General features: G+C 66.0%; 10 protein-coding genes. 1 reads left to right on the top strand and 9 read right to left on the bottom strand.

Translation table 11 applies throughout. The annotated features are described in order from the left end of the window. Positions 1 to 70: 70 nt before the first annotated feature. Complete coding sequence (gene mutS / locus ACED18_RS09140) at positions 71 to 2,800, bottom strand: DNA mismatch repair protein MutS (RefSeq protein ID WP_377291318.1); 2,730 nt, start codon at positions 2,798 to 2,800, stop codon at positions 71 to 73. Between the two features lie 109 nt (positions 2,801 to 2,909). On the opposite strand from mutS, the gene ACED18_RS09145 reads away from it, so the two are divergent. Continuing rightward, positions 2,910 to 5,213, top strand: a complete 2,304-nt coding sequence (locus ACED18_RS09145; protein ID WP_377291320.1) for an NADP-dependent malic enzyme — start codon at positions 2,910 to 2,912, stop codon at positions 5,211 to 5,213. A 246-nt stretch (positions 5,214 to 5,459) separates the two neighbouring features. Here the strand turns inward: ACED18_RS09145 and ACED18_RS09150 are convergent, their stop codons facing one another. From ACED18_RS09150 to sppA, 8 genes are all read right to left on the bottom strand, one after another. After that, positions 5,460 to 6,338: a GNAT family N-acetyltransferase gene (locus ACED18_RS09150; RefSeq protein WP_377291322.1), complete on the bottom strand. Its 879-nt coding sequence runs from the start codon at positions 6,336 to 6,338 to the stop codon at positions 5,460 to 5,462. A gap of 119 nt (positions 6,339 to 6,457) precedes the next feature. After that, positions 6,458 to 8,626, bottom strand: a complete 2,169-nt coding sequence (locus ACED18_RS09155; protein ID WP_377291324.1) for a hybrid sensor histidine kinase/response regulator — start codon at positions 8,624 to 8,626, stop codon at positions 6,458 to 6,460. Positions 8,627 to 8,835: 209 nt separating this feature from the next. Further along, the gene (gene lspA, locus ACED18_RS09160) at positions 8,836 to 9,354 is read right to left on the bottom strand and encodes a signal peptidase II (protein ID WP_377291326.1); all 519 of its coding nucleotides are present in this window, start codon (positions 9,352 to 9,354) and stop codon (positions 8,836 to 8,838) included. Between the two features lies 1 nt (position 9,355). Beyond that, positions 9,356 to 10,213 carry a TrmH family RNA methyltransferase gene (locus ACED18_RS09165; protein WP_377291328.1) on the bottom strand — a complete coding sequence of 286 codons (858 nt, stop codon included), beginning with the start codon at positions 10,211 to 10,213 and terminating at the stop codon, positions 9,356 to 9,358. Beyond that, positions 10,210 to 11,430 carry a class I SAM-dependent rRNA methyltransferase gene (locus ACED18_RS09170; protein WP_377291330.1) on the bottom strand — a complete coding sequence of 407 codons (1,221 nt, stop codon included), beginning with the start codon at positions 11,428 to 11,430 and terminating at the stop codon, positions 10,210 to 10,212. Before ACED18_RS09170 ends, ACED18_RS09165 begins: the two co-directional genes overlap by 4 nt. Positions 11,431 to 11,548: 118 nt before the next feature. Then, entirely contained in the window at positions 11,549 to 11,887 is a 339-nt protein-coding gene (locus ACED18_RS09175) for a DUF1049 domain-containing protein (protein WP_377291332.1), read from the bottom strand. A 149-nt stretch (positions 11,888 to 12,036) separates the two neighbouring features. Next, a complete protein-coding gene (locus tag ACED18_RS09180) occupies positions 12,037 to 12,339 on the bottom strand; it encodes an integration host factor subunit beta (protein WP_377291334.1) in 303 nt (100 codons plus the stop codon). A gap of 105 nt (positions 12,340 to 12,444) precedes the next feature. Continuing rightward, positions 12,445 to 13,401 carry a signal peptide peptidase SppA gene (gene sppA / locus ACED18_RS09185; protein WP_377291336.1) on the bottom strand — a complete coding sequence of 319 codons (957 nt, stop codon included), beginning with the start codon at positions 13,399 to 13,401 and terminating at the stop codon, positions 12,445 to 12,447. Positions 13,402 to 13,573 lie beyond the last annotated feature (172 nt).

Consider the following 13,573-nt stretch of genomic DNA (forward strand, 5'->3'; position numbering starts at 1 on the left):
CCGATACCGGATTTCCTTATAGAGGGCCGGCCTTGCCAAGTTCTTTCCGGCCGGCACCGCTGCGCATCGGTCAGGAAAGCTGCTTTTTCAGGGCATAGAGCGCGTCGAGCGCCTGGCGCGGCGTCATGTCGTCCAGTTCGAGCGCTTTAAGGGATTCCTCCACCTTCGAAGGCGCGGCCTTTGCCGCCTGCTCGCGGCGCACGGCCACCTGGAAAAGGGGGAGATCGTCGATCAGCTGGCTTGCCGGGTTCTTGCGGTCGGCATCCTCCAGCCGTGCCAGCACGTCGCGCGCACGGGTGACGACGGCTGCCGGCAGGCCGGCCAGGCGGGCGACCTGGATACCGTAGCTGCGGTCGGCGAAACCGGGACCAACCTCGTGGAGAAAGATCACCTCGCCGTCCCACTCCTTCACCTTCAGCGTGGCGTTGGAGAGCCGCGCCAGCTTTTCGGAGAGCACCGTCAGCTCGTGGAAATGGGTGGCGAAGAGGCCACGGCAGCGGTTGACCTCGTGCAGGTGTTCCACCGCCGCCCAGGCGATGGACAGGCCATCGAAGGTCGCCGTGCCGCGGCCGATCTCGTCGAGGATGACCAGCGAGCGGTCCGTCGCCTGGTTGAGGATGGCGGCGGTCTCGACCATCTCGACCATGAAGGTGGAGCGGCCGCGCGCCAGATCGTCCGAGGCGCCGACGCGCGAGAAGAGCCGATCGACCACACCGATATGGGCGGCGGTCGCCGGCACGAAGGAGCCCATCTGCGCCATGATGGCAATCAGCGCGTTCTGGCGCAGGAAGGTCGATTTACCGCCCATATTGGGGCCGGTCAGCAGCCAGAGCGCGCCATAGTCACCGCCATCGCCCGGCGAGAGATCGCAGCCATTGGCGACGAAGACATCGGAGGCCTGCCTGCGCAGGGCCTGCTCGACCACCGGATGGCGGCCGGCCTCGATGCGGAACATGCGGGAGCGGTCGACCACCGGGCGGCGGTAATCCTGCTCGTCAGCGAGAATGGCGAGACCTAGCGAAACATCGATGACGGCAAGCGCCGCCGCGCCCGCCTTGATGGCCTCCTGCGCCTCCACCACGGCGGCGACCATATCGTCGAAGAGGCCGAGTTCGAGGGTGAGCGCCTTGTCGGCGGCGTTGGCGATCTTGCTTTCGAGATCGGCCAGTTCCGTCGTGGTGAAGCGCATGGCATTCGCCATGGTCTGGCGGTGGATGAAGCGCGCCTTGGCGGCATCGGTCTCCGTCAGTGGCCCGGCATTGCCGGCGGTCACCTCGATGAAGTAGCCGAGCACGTTGTTGTGCTTGATCTTCAGCGAGCGGATGCCGGTTTCCTCGGCATAGGAAAGCTGCAACCCGGCGATGACGCGGCGGGACTGGTCGCGCAGCGCACGCAGTTCGTCGAGTTCGGCCCGGGCGCCCGCACGCACGAAGCCGCCGTCGCGCTTCAGGAGCGGGAGTTCCTCCGCCAGAATGTCCGCAAGGTGATCGGCGAGCGACTGCGGCAGGCGGCTGAGCGCGGCTGAGGCAGCGGCAAGCTCGGCCGGCAGGTCCATGCGGGTGAGGATGTCGCGGATGCGGACCGCGCCCTCCAGCCCGGCCTTCAGGGCGCCCAGATCGCGCGGGCCGCCACGGCCGAGCGCGAGACGGGACAGCGCACGCGGCATGTCCGGCACGCGGCGCAGGCAGTCGCGCGCATCCTGCGCCACCAGCGGCGCGGCCAGCAGGGCCGTGACGGCGTCGAGGCGGGCGGCGATCGCTTCGGGGTCCGTCAGCGGCGACATCAGCCGTTCGGCGAGCAGCCGGGCGCCACCACTCGTCACCGTCCGGTCGATGGCGCGCATCAGCGTGCCGGAGCGTTCGCCCGACAGCGTGCGGGTCAGCTCCAGATTGGCGCGGGTGGCGGGATCGATGAAGAGCGTGGAGGCGACGCTTTCGCGCTCGGGCGTGCCGAGCGGCGGGCGGGCGCCGATCTGCGTCTTCTCGATATAGGAAACGGCGGCGGCGGCAGCCGCGATCTCGGCGCGGGAGAAGCTGCCGAAGCCGTCGAGCGTCTTGACGCCGTAGTAGCGGGCGACACGCGCCTCGGCCGTCGCACTGTCGAAGAGCACCGCCGGCTGCGGCACGGCGACCCGGCCGAGCACGTCCATGACGGGCTTCATCTCGGGATCGTAGAAGACGGCATCGGCGAGGATGAGTTCGCGCGGCTCGATGCGCAGGATGTCGGCAAGCAGCCGCCCCTCCCCGCTTTCGGCAACGCGAAAGACGCCGGTGGAGATGTCGATCCAGGCCAGCGCGAAGGCGGGCTCGGAGCCGCCGCGGATGCGGGCAAGCGCCATCAGGTAGTTGGATTCCGATGGCTGGAGCAGCTTGTCCTCGGTGATGGTGCCGGGCGTGACGAGGCGCACGACATCGCGTTTCACCACGGATTTCGAGCCGCGCTTCTTGGCTTCGGCGGGATCTTCCACCTGTTCGCAGACCGCGACGCGGAAGCCGAGCGCTATCAGCTTCTGGAGATAGTCGTCGGCCGCATGCACGGGCACGCCGCACATAGGAATGTCCTGGCCCATGTGCTGGCCGCGCCGGGTGAGCGTGATGCCCAGCGCGCGCGATGCATCCAGCGCATCCTGGAAGAACAACTCGTAGAAATCGCCCATGCGGTAGAAGAGCAACGAGTCAGGGTTGTTGGCCTTGATCTCGATATACTGCTCCATCATCGGCGTGGCGGAGGCACGGCTTTCCCCGGCCGCGAGTTCCGCTGCCGAAAAGACCTCGTCGCGCGTCAGTCCCAATTCATTCACGAGCTTGAATTCCGTCAAAAAAGTGCGTGCACAGTATTCGCTGGGGGTTATAGAAGACAACCGGAAACAGAAGCCAACCGCTGGCCACCCACAACGCAGGAGGACCCCGATGCCCGCGCCCACGATCCCCGCAAAGCCCCAGCCCGACCGGGCGACGACGACGGTGACGGAACAGGAAGCCCTCGACTTCCACAGCCAGGGCCGCCCGGGCAAGCTGGAGATCACGCCGACCAAGGCGATGGCGACCCAGCGCGACCTCTCGCTCGCCTATTCCCCCGGCGTCGCGGTTCCCGTGAAGGCGATCGCGGCCGATCCGGCCACGGCCTACGATTACACGACGCGCGGTAACATGGTGGCCGTCATTTCCAACGGCACGGCGATTCTCGGCCTCGGCAATCTGGGGGCGCTCGCCTCCAAGCCGGTCATGGAGGGCAAGTCCGTGCTCTTCAAGCGCTTCGCCGACGTCGATTCCATCGACCTCGAAGTCGATACGGAAAATGTCGATGAGTTCATCAACTGCGTGCGCTATCTCGGCCCCTCCTTCGGCGGCATCAATCTGGAAGACATCAAGGCGCCGGACTGTTTCATCATCGAGCAGCGCCTGCGCGAGCTCATGCACATCCCCGTTTTCCACGACGACCAGCACGGCACGGCGATCATTGCGGCGGCTGGCCTCATCAACGCGCTGGCGCTGACGGGCCGTGACTTCAAGACGACGCGGCTTGTCTGCAATGGCGCGGGCGCGGCGGCGATCGCCTGTATCGAGCTCATCAAGGCCATGGGGTTTGCGCCGGAGAACATCACGCTCTGCGACACCAAGGGCGTGATCTACAAGGGCCGCAGCGAGGGCATGAACCAGTGGAAGTCCGCCCATGCGGTGGAGACGGAGCACCGCACGCTGGCCGAAGCCCTGGCCGGCGCCGATGTCGTCTTCGGTCTCTCCCAGAAGGGCGCCTTCTCGGCCGAGATGATCCAGTCGATGGCCGCACGCCCGATCATCTTCGCCATGGCCAATCCGGACCCGGAAATCACGCCGGAAGAGGTGGCGCGCATCCGCGACGACGCGATCGTCGCCACCGGGCGCTCGGACTATCCAAACCAGGTCAACAACGTGCTGGGCTTCCCCTACATCTTCCGCGGCGCGCTGGACGTGCGGGCCTCCACCATCAACGACGCCATGAAGATCGCGGCCGCCCAGGCGCTGGCGAGCCTTGCCAAGGAAGACGTGCCGGACGATGTCGCGGCCGCCTATCAGGGCAACCGGCCGCGCTTCGGGCCGCAGTACATCATTCCGGTGCCCTTCGATCCGCGCCTGATCTCCTCCATCCCGATCGCGGTCGCCAAGGCCGCCATGGAGACGGGCGTGGCGCGCAAGCCGATCCCGGACCTTGACGCCTATGCGCGCCAGCTCTCGGCGCGGCGCGATCCCATCGCTTCCACGACGCAGCGCATTTTCGAGCGCGTGCGGCGCCACCCGAAGCGCATCGTCTTTGCGGAAGGCGAGGAAGTGCTCGTCATGCGCGCTGCCGTCTCCTACGCCAACCAGCAGCTCGGCACGGCCATCCTGCTCGGGCGCGAGGACCGGATCCGCGAGGCGGCCGAGCGCGAGGGTATCGAGCTCAACCGGCCCGGCATCGAGATCGTCAATGCGCGCATCTCATCCAAGCGCATCGGCGCCTATACGGACTATCTCTACGCCCGCCTGCAGCGCAACGGCTACCTCTTCCGCGATGCCCAGCGCCTCATCAACCACGACCGCAACCATTTCGCCGCCTGCATGGTGGCGCTGGGCGATGCGGACGGCATGGTGACGGGTGTGACGCGCAACTATTCGACCGCGCTCGAAGACGTTCGCCGCTGCCTCGACCCCAAGCCCGGCCACCGCATCATCGGCGTGTCCATCGCGCTCTGCCGCGGCCGCACCGTTCTCGTTGCCGACACGGCCGTGCACGACATGCCCTCCTCCGAGGAACTGGCCGATATCGCCGAGGAGGCGGCCGGCCTCGCCAAGCGGCTCGGCTATGTGCCGCGCGTGGCCATGCTCGCCTACTCCACCTTCGGCCATCCCTCGGGTGAACGCTCCGAGCGGGTGCGCGAGGCGGTGCACATTCTCGACAAGCGCCGTGTCGATTTCGAATATGACGGCGAGATGGCGGCAGATGTCGCGCTGAACGGCAAGCTGATGGAGCAATATCCCTTCTGCCGCCTCTCGGGCACGGCGAACGTGCTCGTCATGCCCGCCTTCCACTCTGCCTCGATCTCGACCAAGATGTTGCAGGAACTCGGCGGCTCGACCGTCATCGGCCCGCTGCTCGTCGGCCTCGACAAGTCGGTGCAGATCGTTTCCATGGCGGCAAAGGACAGCGACATCGTGAACATGGCCGCGATTGCGGCCTACAATGCCGGGGCGTGAGCCCCGGCTGTTACCCGTCCGGACCGGCGCATAAAAAACCCGCCTTCGAGAGAAGGCGGGTTTATCGTTTTGAAAACACTACTGAAACACGCTCGGCATTCGGGAAATTGCGTCTTTGGGAGAACCGAAAGCCTGAAAAGTCTATGCAGTTGAAACTTCGTGATGAAAAATTGATCTGGTTTCTTTTATGCCTGAATTTCGCTCAGAGTCAAGCGCATTTGCTGCACCGCAACAAAATTGGTTGCTTCATGCAAACCGCCCCGCATCGGCCCCGTAATAATTCAGGTAACGGCCAGCGATGTTGGTGATCGGCAGGACGACAAGAACGTCGGTGGTGTTGAAGGCGGCATCGATGACACCCCCGTCGCCGATCATGGCGCCGAGCCGCAGATAACCCTTGATGAGCGGCGGCAGGGCGGCGAGCGCCTTGCGCTGGTTGATGGCTTCGGCCGGCATCAGATCCATGATGCGGTAGAGCTCCGGCCGCGCCTTGACGTACCAGTCCGGCTGGACCAGCGCGTTGTGATGCAGGAAGGACAGCGCCAGCGCATGCTCCTCCGGTACGATGCCGGGGAAGGAACCGCAGCCGAACATGGCGTCCACGCCATGGCGCAGCGCATAGGCCCAGTTGCCCTGCCACAGCAGCTCGACCGTGCGGCGCGTGCGGTAGGCGGGCAGGACGCAGGAGCGACCGAGCTCCATGAAGCGCTTGTCGGGGTGACGCGCGATGAGCCCATCCACCTCGAACTCGGATTTCGAATAGAAGCCGCCCCTTGCGGCCGCCACGTCCTGGCGCAGCAGCCTGTAGGTGCCGACGACGCGGTCTTCCAGGTCGCCGTCGATGGCGTTGTCGATGACGAGCAGATGATCGCAGATCGCGTCGAAGGCATCCGTTTCCTTACGGCGGCGATGGCACTCGGCGGAAACCTCCGCCTTCATCTCCTCAACGAAAACCTTGTAGCGCAGGGCAAGTGCTGCCTCGACCTCGGCACTGGTGCGCGCCAGCCGCGTTTCCAGATTGCCGATCCGGCCGAACACATCCTGGTTCGCGCGATCGAATTCAGACTTCAGCAGGGCCGGAGCTACCGCCGGCTTCAGCCCGGATTCGAGGAGGTCGATCGTCATGGCGCGTGCCCTGTGTCGCGTGTCGTCAATGGAGGCCATAAACCACCATTCTGCGACATGAAAGTGACAAGCAACGCAAAAAACTGGCCCCTCACATCTTCCCAGCAGAGGGCAATCGCTCAGTCAATCACGAGACGGGCGATTTCCGAAAGAAGAGCGACGGGATCGGCAGGCTTTGCCAGCACGACATCGGCACCGGCGGCCCGCAGGGCAAAACCGGTTGCGGGCGAGGTATCCGCCGAGAGCACGAGCACGGGCAGATGCCGCCCGCCATCCGTTTCCCGGGCGCGAATTGCCTGGACCAGCGAGACGGCATCGCCACCGGGCATGTTCACATCCGTGATCAGCAGGGCGGGATCGAGGCGCGCCTGTTCCGGGCCTTCGTAGAGAGCGGCCGTCACGGCCGGGAAGCTGCCGACGACGCGGACCGCAAATCCGGCCTTTTCCAGCACCGAGCGGACCAGCATGGCGTTGACGGGATCGTCCTCGGCCAGGAGCACGCTGCGCTGCGGTGCCGCAAGGCGCCGGGCAGTGACGTCGAGGGACGCCCCGACCGGCGGCGCGTCCCGCAGCACGGGTCGATTGTCGTTGATGGCATCACGCGTCTCGATGCCCTTCATGCGTCCCTTGAGGACATCGACAAGGGTCCGCTCGCGCAAGGGACGGATGAGCCAGGTCTGGTAGCCTTCGGCTTGATGAAGCGGATGGACGAGGCGTTCTTCGGGATTGAGAAGGCAGGTCTTGCGCAGCTGCGGGCCGGCCAGATGCGGATGGCGCGCCAGCAGCTGGCGAAACTCTGGTGCATGGCGATGATCGACGATGACGTCGGTCAGAACGGCCACACCTGCCGCCGTGCTGCTGACCGCCGCCTCGGCCTCGCCGATGCAGGTGGCCACGATGGCCGTGCCACCGAGCGAGGAGATGGTGCCGGACAGCGCCCGCGCAACGGGGCCGGCAGGGGCGAGAATGAGGGCGACCGTGCCCGAAAGCACCCGCGACGGCGTTTCGGCCGGGGCCACTGACGCCTTGTCGAGCGGGAAGCGGATGGTGAAGCAGCTGCCTCGCCCCGGCCGGCTGGCCGCCGTCAGCGATCCGCCGAAGGCCGTCATGATGCGGCGGGATATGGACAGGCCCAGACCGGTGCCGCCCGATTTCTGTGCCGTGGCACCGGCTTGTTCGAAGGCGTCGAAGACCCGTGCCAGCTCGGCCTCCGTCATGCCGTCACCGCTGTCTTCCACATGGATGACGAGATCGTGGGCGTCGAGCGCGGCGGAGACGAGCACGCCGCCTTTCGCTGTAAATTTCACGGCATTTCCAATCACATTGAAAAGCACCTGCCTGAGGCGCGGTGCATCGAATGTCAGCGTCGGCGGAATGGCGGCCGACACGGTCGAGGCGATTTCGATGCCCTTGTCATGGGCACGGCTGGACAGCATCTCGACCACGCTTTCAATCAGCTCGCGCAGCGGATGCGGGCCGGGGCGCAGTTCGAAACGGCCGGCCTCGATGCTGGAAAAGTCCAGCAGGTCCTCCACGAGTTGAACGAGCGCGTGGCCGGACTGGCTGATGCCCGCGAGATAATTGCCCTGTTCGGGCGTGAGGCGGGTCTGGGCCAAGAGGTTGCTCATGCCCAGAATGCCGGCCAGCGGGGTGCGGATTTCATGGCTGACGGTCGCCAGCAGCTGCGACTTTGCCTGGCTCGTCTGCTCGGCGGCCCGACGCGCGGCCTCGTTGGCACGCATGACGCGCTCCTCGCGCGTCATGTCGCGGCCGATCGAGTGCATGGTCAGCTGGCCGGTCTCGGCATCGCGCACCATGACATTGTGCCAGTCGTAGACGCGCAGGCCATCCAGACCCGGCACACGCACGCGGTGGTGATCGTGCCCCTCGGCCGCTTCGCAAAGAAAGCCCAGCTCGTCACAGGTCCGGCCGATCGGATCGACGGTGCCGGCAAGATGGCGCACCACGGCATTGGCCGCCACGATGCGACCGAGCGGATCGCGCGTCATCGCGATGTCACCCAGGGCGTCATGGATGCTGAAGAGAAGTTCGCGGGTTTCAGCCCGCTCCCAGCGTCGGTCGCCGCGCCGTTCGGCCGCTTCCTGACGACGCGATGTGCGGCGGAGGAACGAGAGCGCACCGACAACGCCGGCGGCGGCCACGCCGGCGGCGAGCACGCCAAGGCCGACGCCGAAGCCGGCTCCGAAGACGAAGGCGGAAGACAGAAGCCCCGTCGCCGCCACCAGCACATTGCCCAGCGGCACCGTGTCAGCCCGGTCTTTCTCCACGAGACTGCCGGCGGGACCGCCCGCAAGGCGACTGCTGCGCTCGGGTGCTACGGGCTTGGTCTCTGCGCGACGGTCGCGGGCACGCCGCCTCTCATGGCGGGAGGCCGTGAAAGCGGAGCGGACGCGATCCTGGAGCCGGAATGGTTCTATCATGCGTGCCGGATTAGCACGCCACCCGTTCCCATTCGCTTCAGGTGGTCGCTCGCATTTTAACGATCGGCCTTCCGGCGCGGCAGAAGCTCGTCGAGGATGATCGCGCCGGCGCCAAGCGTGATGTAGCTGTCGGCGAGATTGAAGACGGCAAAGGACCAGCTCTGTGTGTGAACGAGCACATAGTCCACGACATAGCCGAAGATCAGCTTGTCGATGAGATTGCCGATCGCACCGGCGATGATCATGGCATAGCCGAGATGGGCAAGGCCGCGATGCTTCGGCGTCTTCTTCCAGAGCCACAGCACGAAGGCGACGACGGCAAGCCGGAGTGCAATGATGAATTCCGTCTCCATGCCCGACAGCATGGAAAAGGCCACGCCGTAATTGTGGGTGAGGTAGAGCGCCAGCACCGGCAGCAGCGACACGGATTGCTCGAAAGGCAGGATGTCGCTCAGTACCACCTTGATGACCTGGTCGAGCGCCACGGCCAGCAGGATGAAGGCCGCGATCGGCAGCGGGCGGGAAAAGAGCGCGGGGCGCGGGGCGTCCGGTTCGGCGGTCATATCATCCTGCATATCAGCGGGCATCCAGGGTCAGGAGATGGCGGCGGGCCTCGAAGAGCATGATGCCGGTGGCGATGGCGAGGTTCAGCGAATCGGCCCGGCCGGCCTGCGGAATGCGGGCGAGCGCATCGGCCTGCCGCGCCAGTTCGTCCGGAAGGCCGGACTGTTCGTTGCCCATCAGCAGCACGACGGGGGCGGCCTTGTAATCAATGGTGCGGTAGTCGACGGCGCCGGCGAGATGGGTCGCGACCACCCGTGCCCTCGCCTGCTTCTTCCAGGCGATGAACTCTTCGGGCGTTGCACGGCTGACGGGCATGGCGAAGACAGAGCCCATGGTGGCGCGTACCGTTTCCATGGCAAACGGGTCCGTCGTATCGCCGACGAGGATGACGCCGGAGGCTCCGGCAGCGTCCGCCGTGCGGATTACCGTGCCGAGATTGCCGGGGTCGCGCACGCGGTCGAGGGCGACATAGGTCTCGCCATCCGCCGGGCGGATGTCAGAGAGGCGGCGATACTGCTGGTCGAAGATGCCGACCACCATCTGCGGATTGTCGCGCCTCGTGATGGCGGACAGCACCTTCTCGCTGACTTCGAGCACGAGGCCGCCGCGCGACACGGTCTTCAGCGCCGCCTGCTCCACTGCCGGCTTGCCCTTGACGTTCTTGGCATAGACCAGCGTGCGGATGGTCCAGCCGAGGTCGAGCGCATCGATGACGAGCTTCAGGCCCTCGGCCATGAAGGTGCCGGTCTCGTCGCGGTGCTTCTTCAGCGCAAGCGCCTTGATGTCCTTGATGATGGGATTGGCAAGGCTGGTGACGTCCTTGATCTGCCCGACCTTCGAAGGCCCTTCGTTGCGTCTGTCTTGCGTCATGCGGGCACCCAGCGGCTGAAAAGCGAGGTCGAGAGCGCGCGGCCCGGCGTTGCCGCGTCGAGCCCCGCCTCGCGAATGATGAGTTCGCCGGATTCGACGACGCCGCCACGGCCGCGCATCACCTCGCGCAGGAGCTCGTGGATCGAATAGAAGCTAGCCCGGATCGAATAGGCCGTCAGGACGAGGCCGCGGGCATCATCCGAGAGGATGGCCCGGCAGGTGTCGAGCATGGCCGGCAGGTGGTCGAAGAGGTGCCAGACCTCGCCGTTCGGGCCACGGCCGAATTTCGGCGGGTCGGTGAGGATGATGTCGTAGCGGCTGCCGCGGCGCTCCTCGCGCTGCACGAATTTCATGGCGTCCTCGCAGATCCAGCGGATCGGCAGGTCGGTGAGCCGCCCGATCGTCTGGTTCTCGCGCGCCCAGCCGATCGCCTTCTTCGAGGCATCGACATGGGTGACCTCGCAGCCGGCACGCGCCGCGATCAGCGAGGCGACGCCGGTATAGCCGAAGAGGTTCAGCACCTTCAGCGGGCGCCCTGCCTTTTGTGCTTCGCCGGCCAGCCAGCGCCAGTGGGCGAGCTGCTCGGGAAAGACGCCGACATGGCGGAAGGCGGTGAAACGGCCGAGGAAATCCGTGTCGAGAAGACGCATGGGCCAGGTCTCGCCGAGCGGCAGGCCGGGAAAGCGCCAGCGGCCCATGCCTTCCTCATCCGTGTCGCCGGTAAAGACCGCATCGGCTTTCTCCCAGACGGAGGCGGGAAGCGAACGCGGCCAGAGCGCCTGCGCCTCGGGGCGCACGATGCGGTAGGGGCCGTACTGTTCCAGCTTTTCGCCGTCGCCGCTGTCGATGAGATGATAATCGCCGCCGGCGACGGTTTCGAGGATCAGCGGCACGCGCTCGGCCGGCTTCTCGCCGCTGCGCGCCACCATGACGTAACGGGGCGCGGCCTCCGTCGCGGCGCCCGGTTCGCGGGCCGGAGTACGCTCGCGCTTCGGCTGGGCAGAGGGCGCGGCCGACCTCGGCTGCTCCGCATCGCGCTTGCGGTCGGGCGACAGGCGTTCGGACGCCTGCGGACGCGCGGCGCGCGGCGATGCGGCCTTGCCGCCGGCAGCGGCCGGACGCTTGTCTGCCCCTTTCGGGCCTGGCTTGCCAGAGGGCTTACCAGAGAGCTTGCCCTTGGCCGGGCCTCCGGCGGGGCGCTTCTGCCTATCCTTCACGTGGACGTTCCCGTGCGATCAACTGACTGTTCTTGGTCTGGTCGCTGCCCATAGAGCATTTTTCACGCGATGGGAAACGCCCACCGCCCGTTTACGCATCGAGAGCCGGCGATTGGGCTCAATTCTTGACGGGGACGATGGCCTGGGAGGCGGCCTCGGCGCGCTGGCGCTGGCGTTCCGCCTCGCTCTGCCACTTCACGGCATCGGTCGCACCGGCGCGGGCCCGCTTGCGATGCTTGCCCTGACCGAGCCAGGTGGCGAAGGAGCCGATGATCATGCCGAGGATCGTTGCGGCAAAGAGGAAGACGAAGAAGGGCGCGGAAACCGACAAAACGGCGTCGGACGGCTCGAAGGGATTGAGCGCCAGCGTCACGGCCTGACGGTTGGCGACGGACAGGACGATCAGCACGATGGCGATCGGCACGAGCACGACGATGTTGACGGTCTTCCTGAACATTTCTTTCTCACGCCTCCGGTGCGGGTGCCGACACCGATGCCGGGTCACTCCGGCATAAACAGGGCGGCCGCGCCGGAAGGCAAGAGGCCGTCACCGACCGGGATGCCTGAGCCGGGTCTGTCGACCCAGGCGCATCCCGATCATCGGGCTCAGTCGTCGTCCTTGTCGGCCATGCCGGGGTTCAGGCGCTCGCGCAGTTCCTTGCCGGTCTTGAAGAAGGGAACCCACTTTTCCTCGACGAACACGCTGTCGCCGGTGCGCGGGTTGCGGCCGGAGCGCGACGGGCGGTTCTTGACGGAGAAGGCGCCGAAACCGCGCAGTTCCACGCGGTTGCCGGCGGCCAGCGCGTCGGTGATTTCGTCCAGAACGGCATTGACGATGTTCTCGACGTCGCGGTGATAGAGGTGCGGATTGCGCGCCGCGACGATCTGTACCAGTTCCGACTTGATCACTGTCGCCCCTCGCCTTGTTCCCAAAAATGACATCAACCGGGGAGTCTTGACCCATGCGGTGCCGCAAGCGCCCTCACTGGGCGCCGGCCGGCCTTGCGCTCCCTCTTAGCGTGGCTCAACCTGCCAAACGGAAACCATACCGTCAAGAAACAACTTGTCGGTGATGTGCTTTTCTATGCCCTGAAAAGATTGAAAAAACTGGCTTCCCGCGCGTTCGGCAAGGGCATTGGCAAGCGAACCGAGACCGAAGGGCAGGCCGGTCGATGGCGCACGCCACTCAATCAGGGGAAGTTCCTTGTCGATTTTGCGCGTTTCCAGATAGGCCTTGATTTCCGGATCGCCGCCGAGGTCGTCGACAAGCCCCGCAGCCTTGGCCTGCCGGCCGGTCAGGATGCGGCCGTCAGCGAGCTGTCGGGCGGCGGCCGGGTCCATGCCGCGGCGCTCGGCGACGCGATCGACGAACCAGCCGAAACTGTCGTCGATCATCGCCTTGATCATGGCCTGTGCTTCGGGCGAGGCCGGATGGAAGGGCGACGGCTCCGCCTTCAGCGGGGCGGACTTGATCTCTTCGAGCGAGACACCGAGCTTGTCGAGCAACGGCTTGATCTGCGGATACTGGAAGATGACGCCGATCGAGCCGGTGATGGAGGTTTCGCCTGCAACGATATGGTCGGCGCCGATCGCGATCATGTAGCCGGCGGAGGCAGCCAGCGTGCGGATATCGGCGACGACGGGCTTCTTGGCCGAGATGCGGCGCAGCGCCTTGTAGATCGCCTCGCCGCCATAGGTGGTGCCGCCGGGCGAGGAGATGGAGACGACGAGCGCCTTGACCGCATCGCTCTTTTCGATCGCGTCGAGGCGCTCCAGCAGTTCGCGGTCATCCTGGATGAGGCCGGAAATGGTGACCCGTGCGACATGCGGCACGGCCTGGCGGCTGCTGCTGCTGCCAAGCAGGAGGACGGCGGCGAGCACCGCAATCAGCGCGATTGCGATGGCGGCAAAGCGCCAGAAAGCCAGTCGCGAACGCAGGCGGCGGCGGTCGAGAAGCGCGAGATCGTCCATTCCCTATCCTTCCGGTTTGCGCAGAATCGAACGGGCGATGCGCTGGGTTGGCAAACAATTAAGCGCTTCCATTGTAGCCTGCCAGAAAAATCGCCATATTCGCTGCGTTCAACGCCACCTACCAAACGCGCCCCGCAAGCGGGCCCCCGCGAGGAAGTCGAAAGCCCGCTTC

The organism is Rhizobium sp. SG2393 (assembly GCF_042610495.1).
Lineage (GTDB): Bacteria > Pseudomonadota > Alphaproteobacteria > Rhizobiales > Rhizobiaceae > RU20A.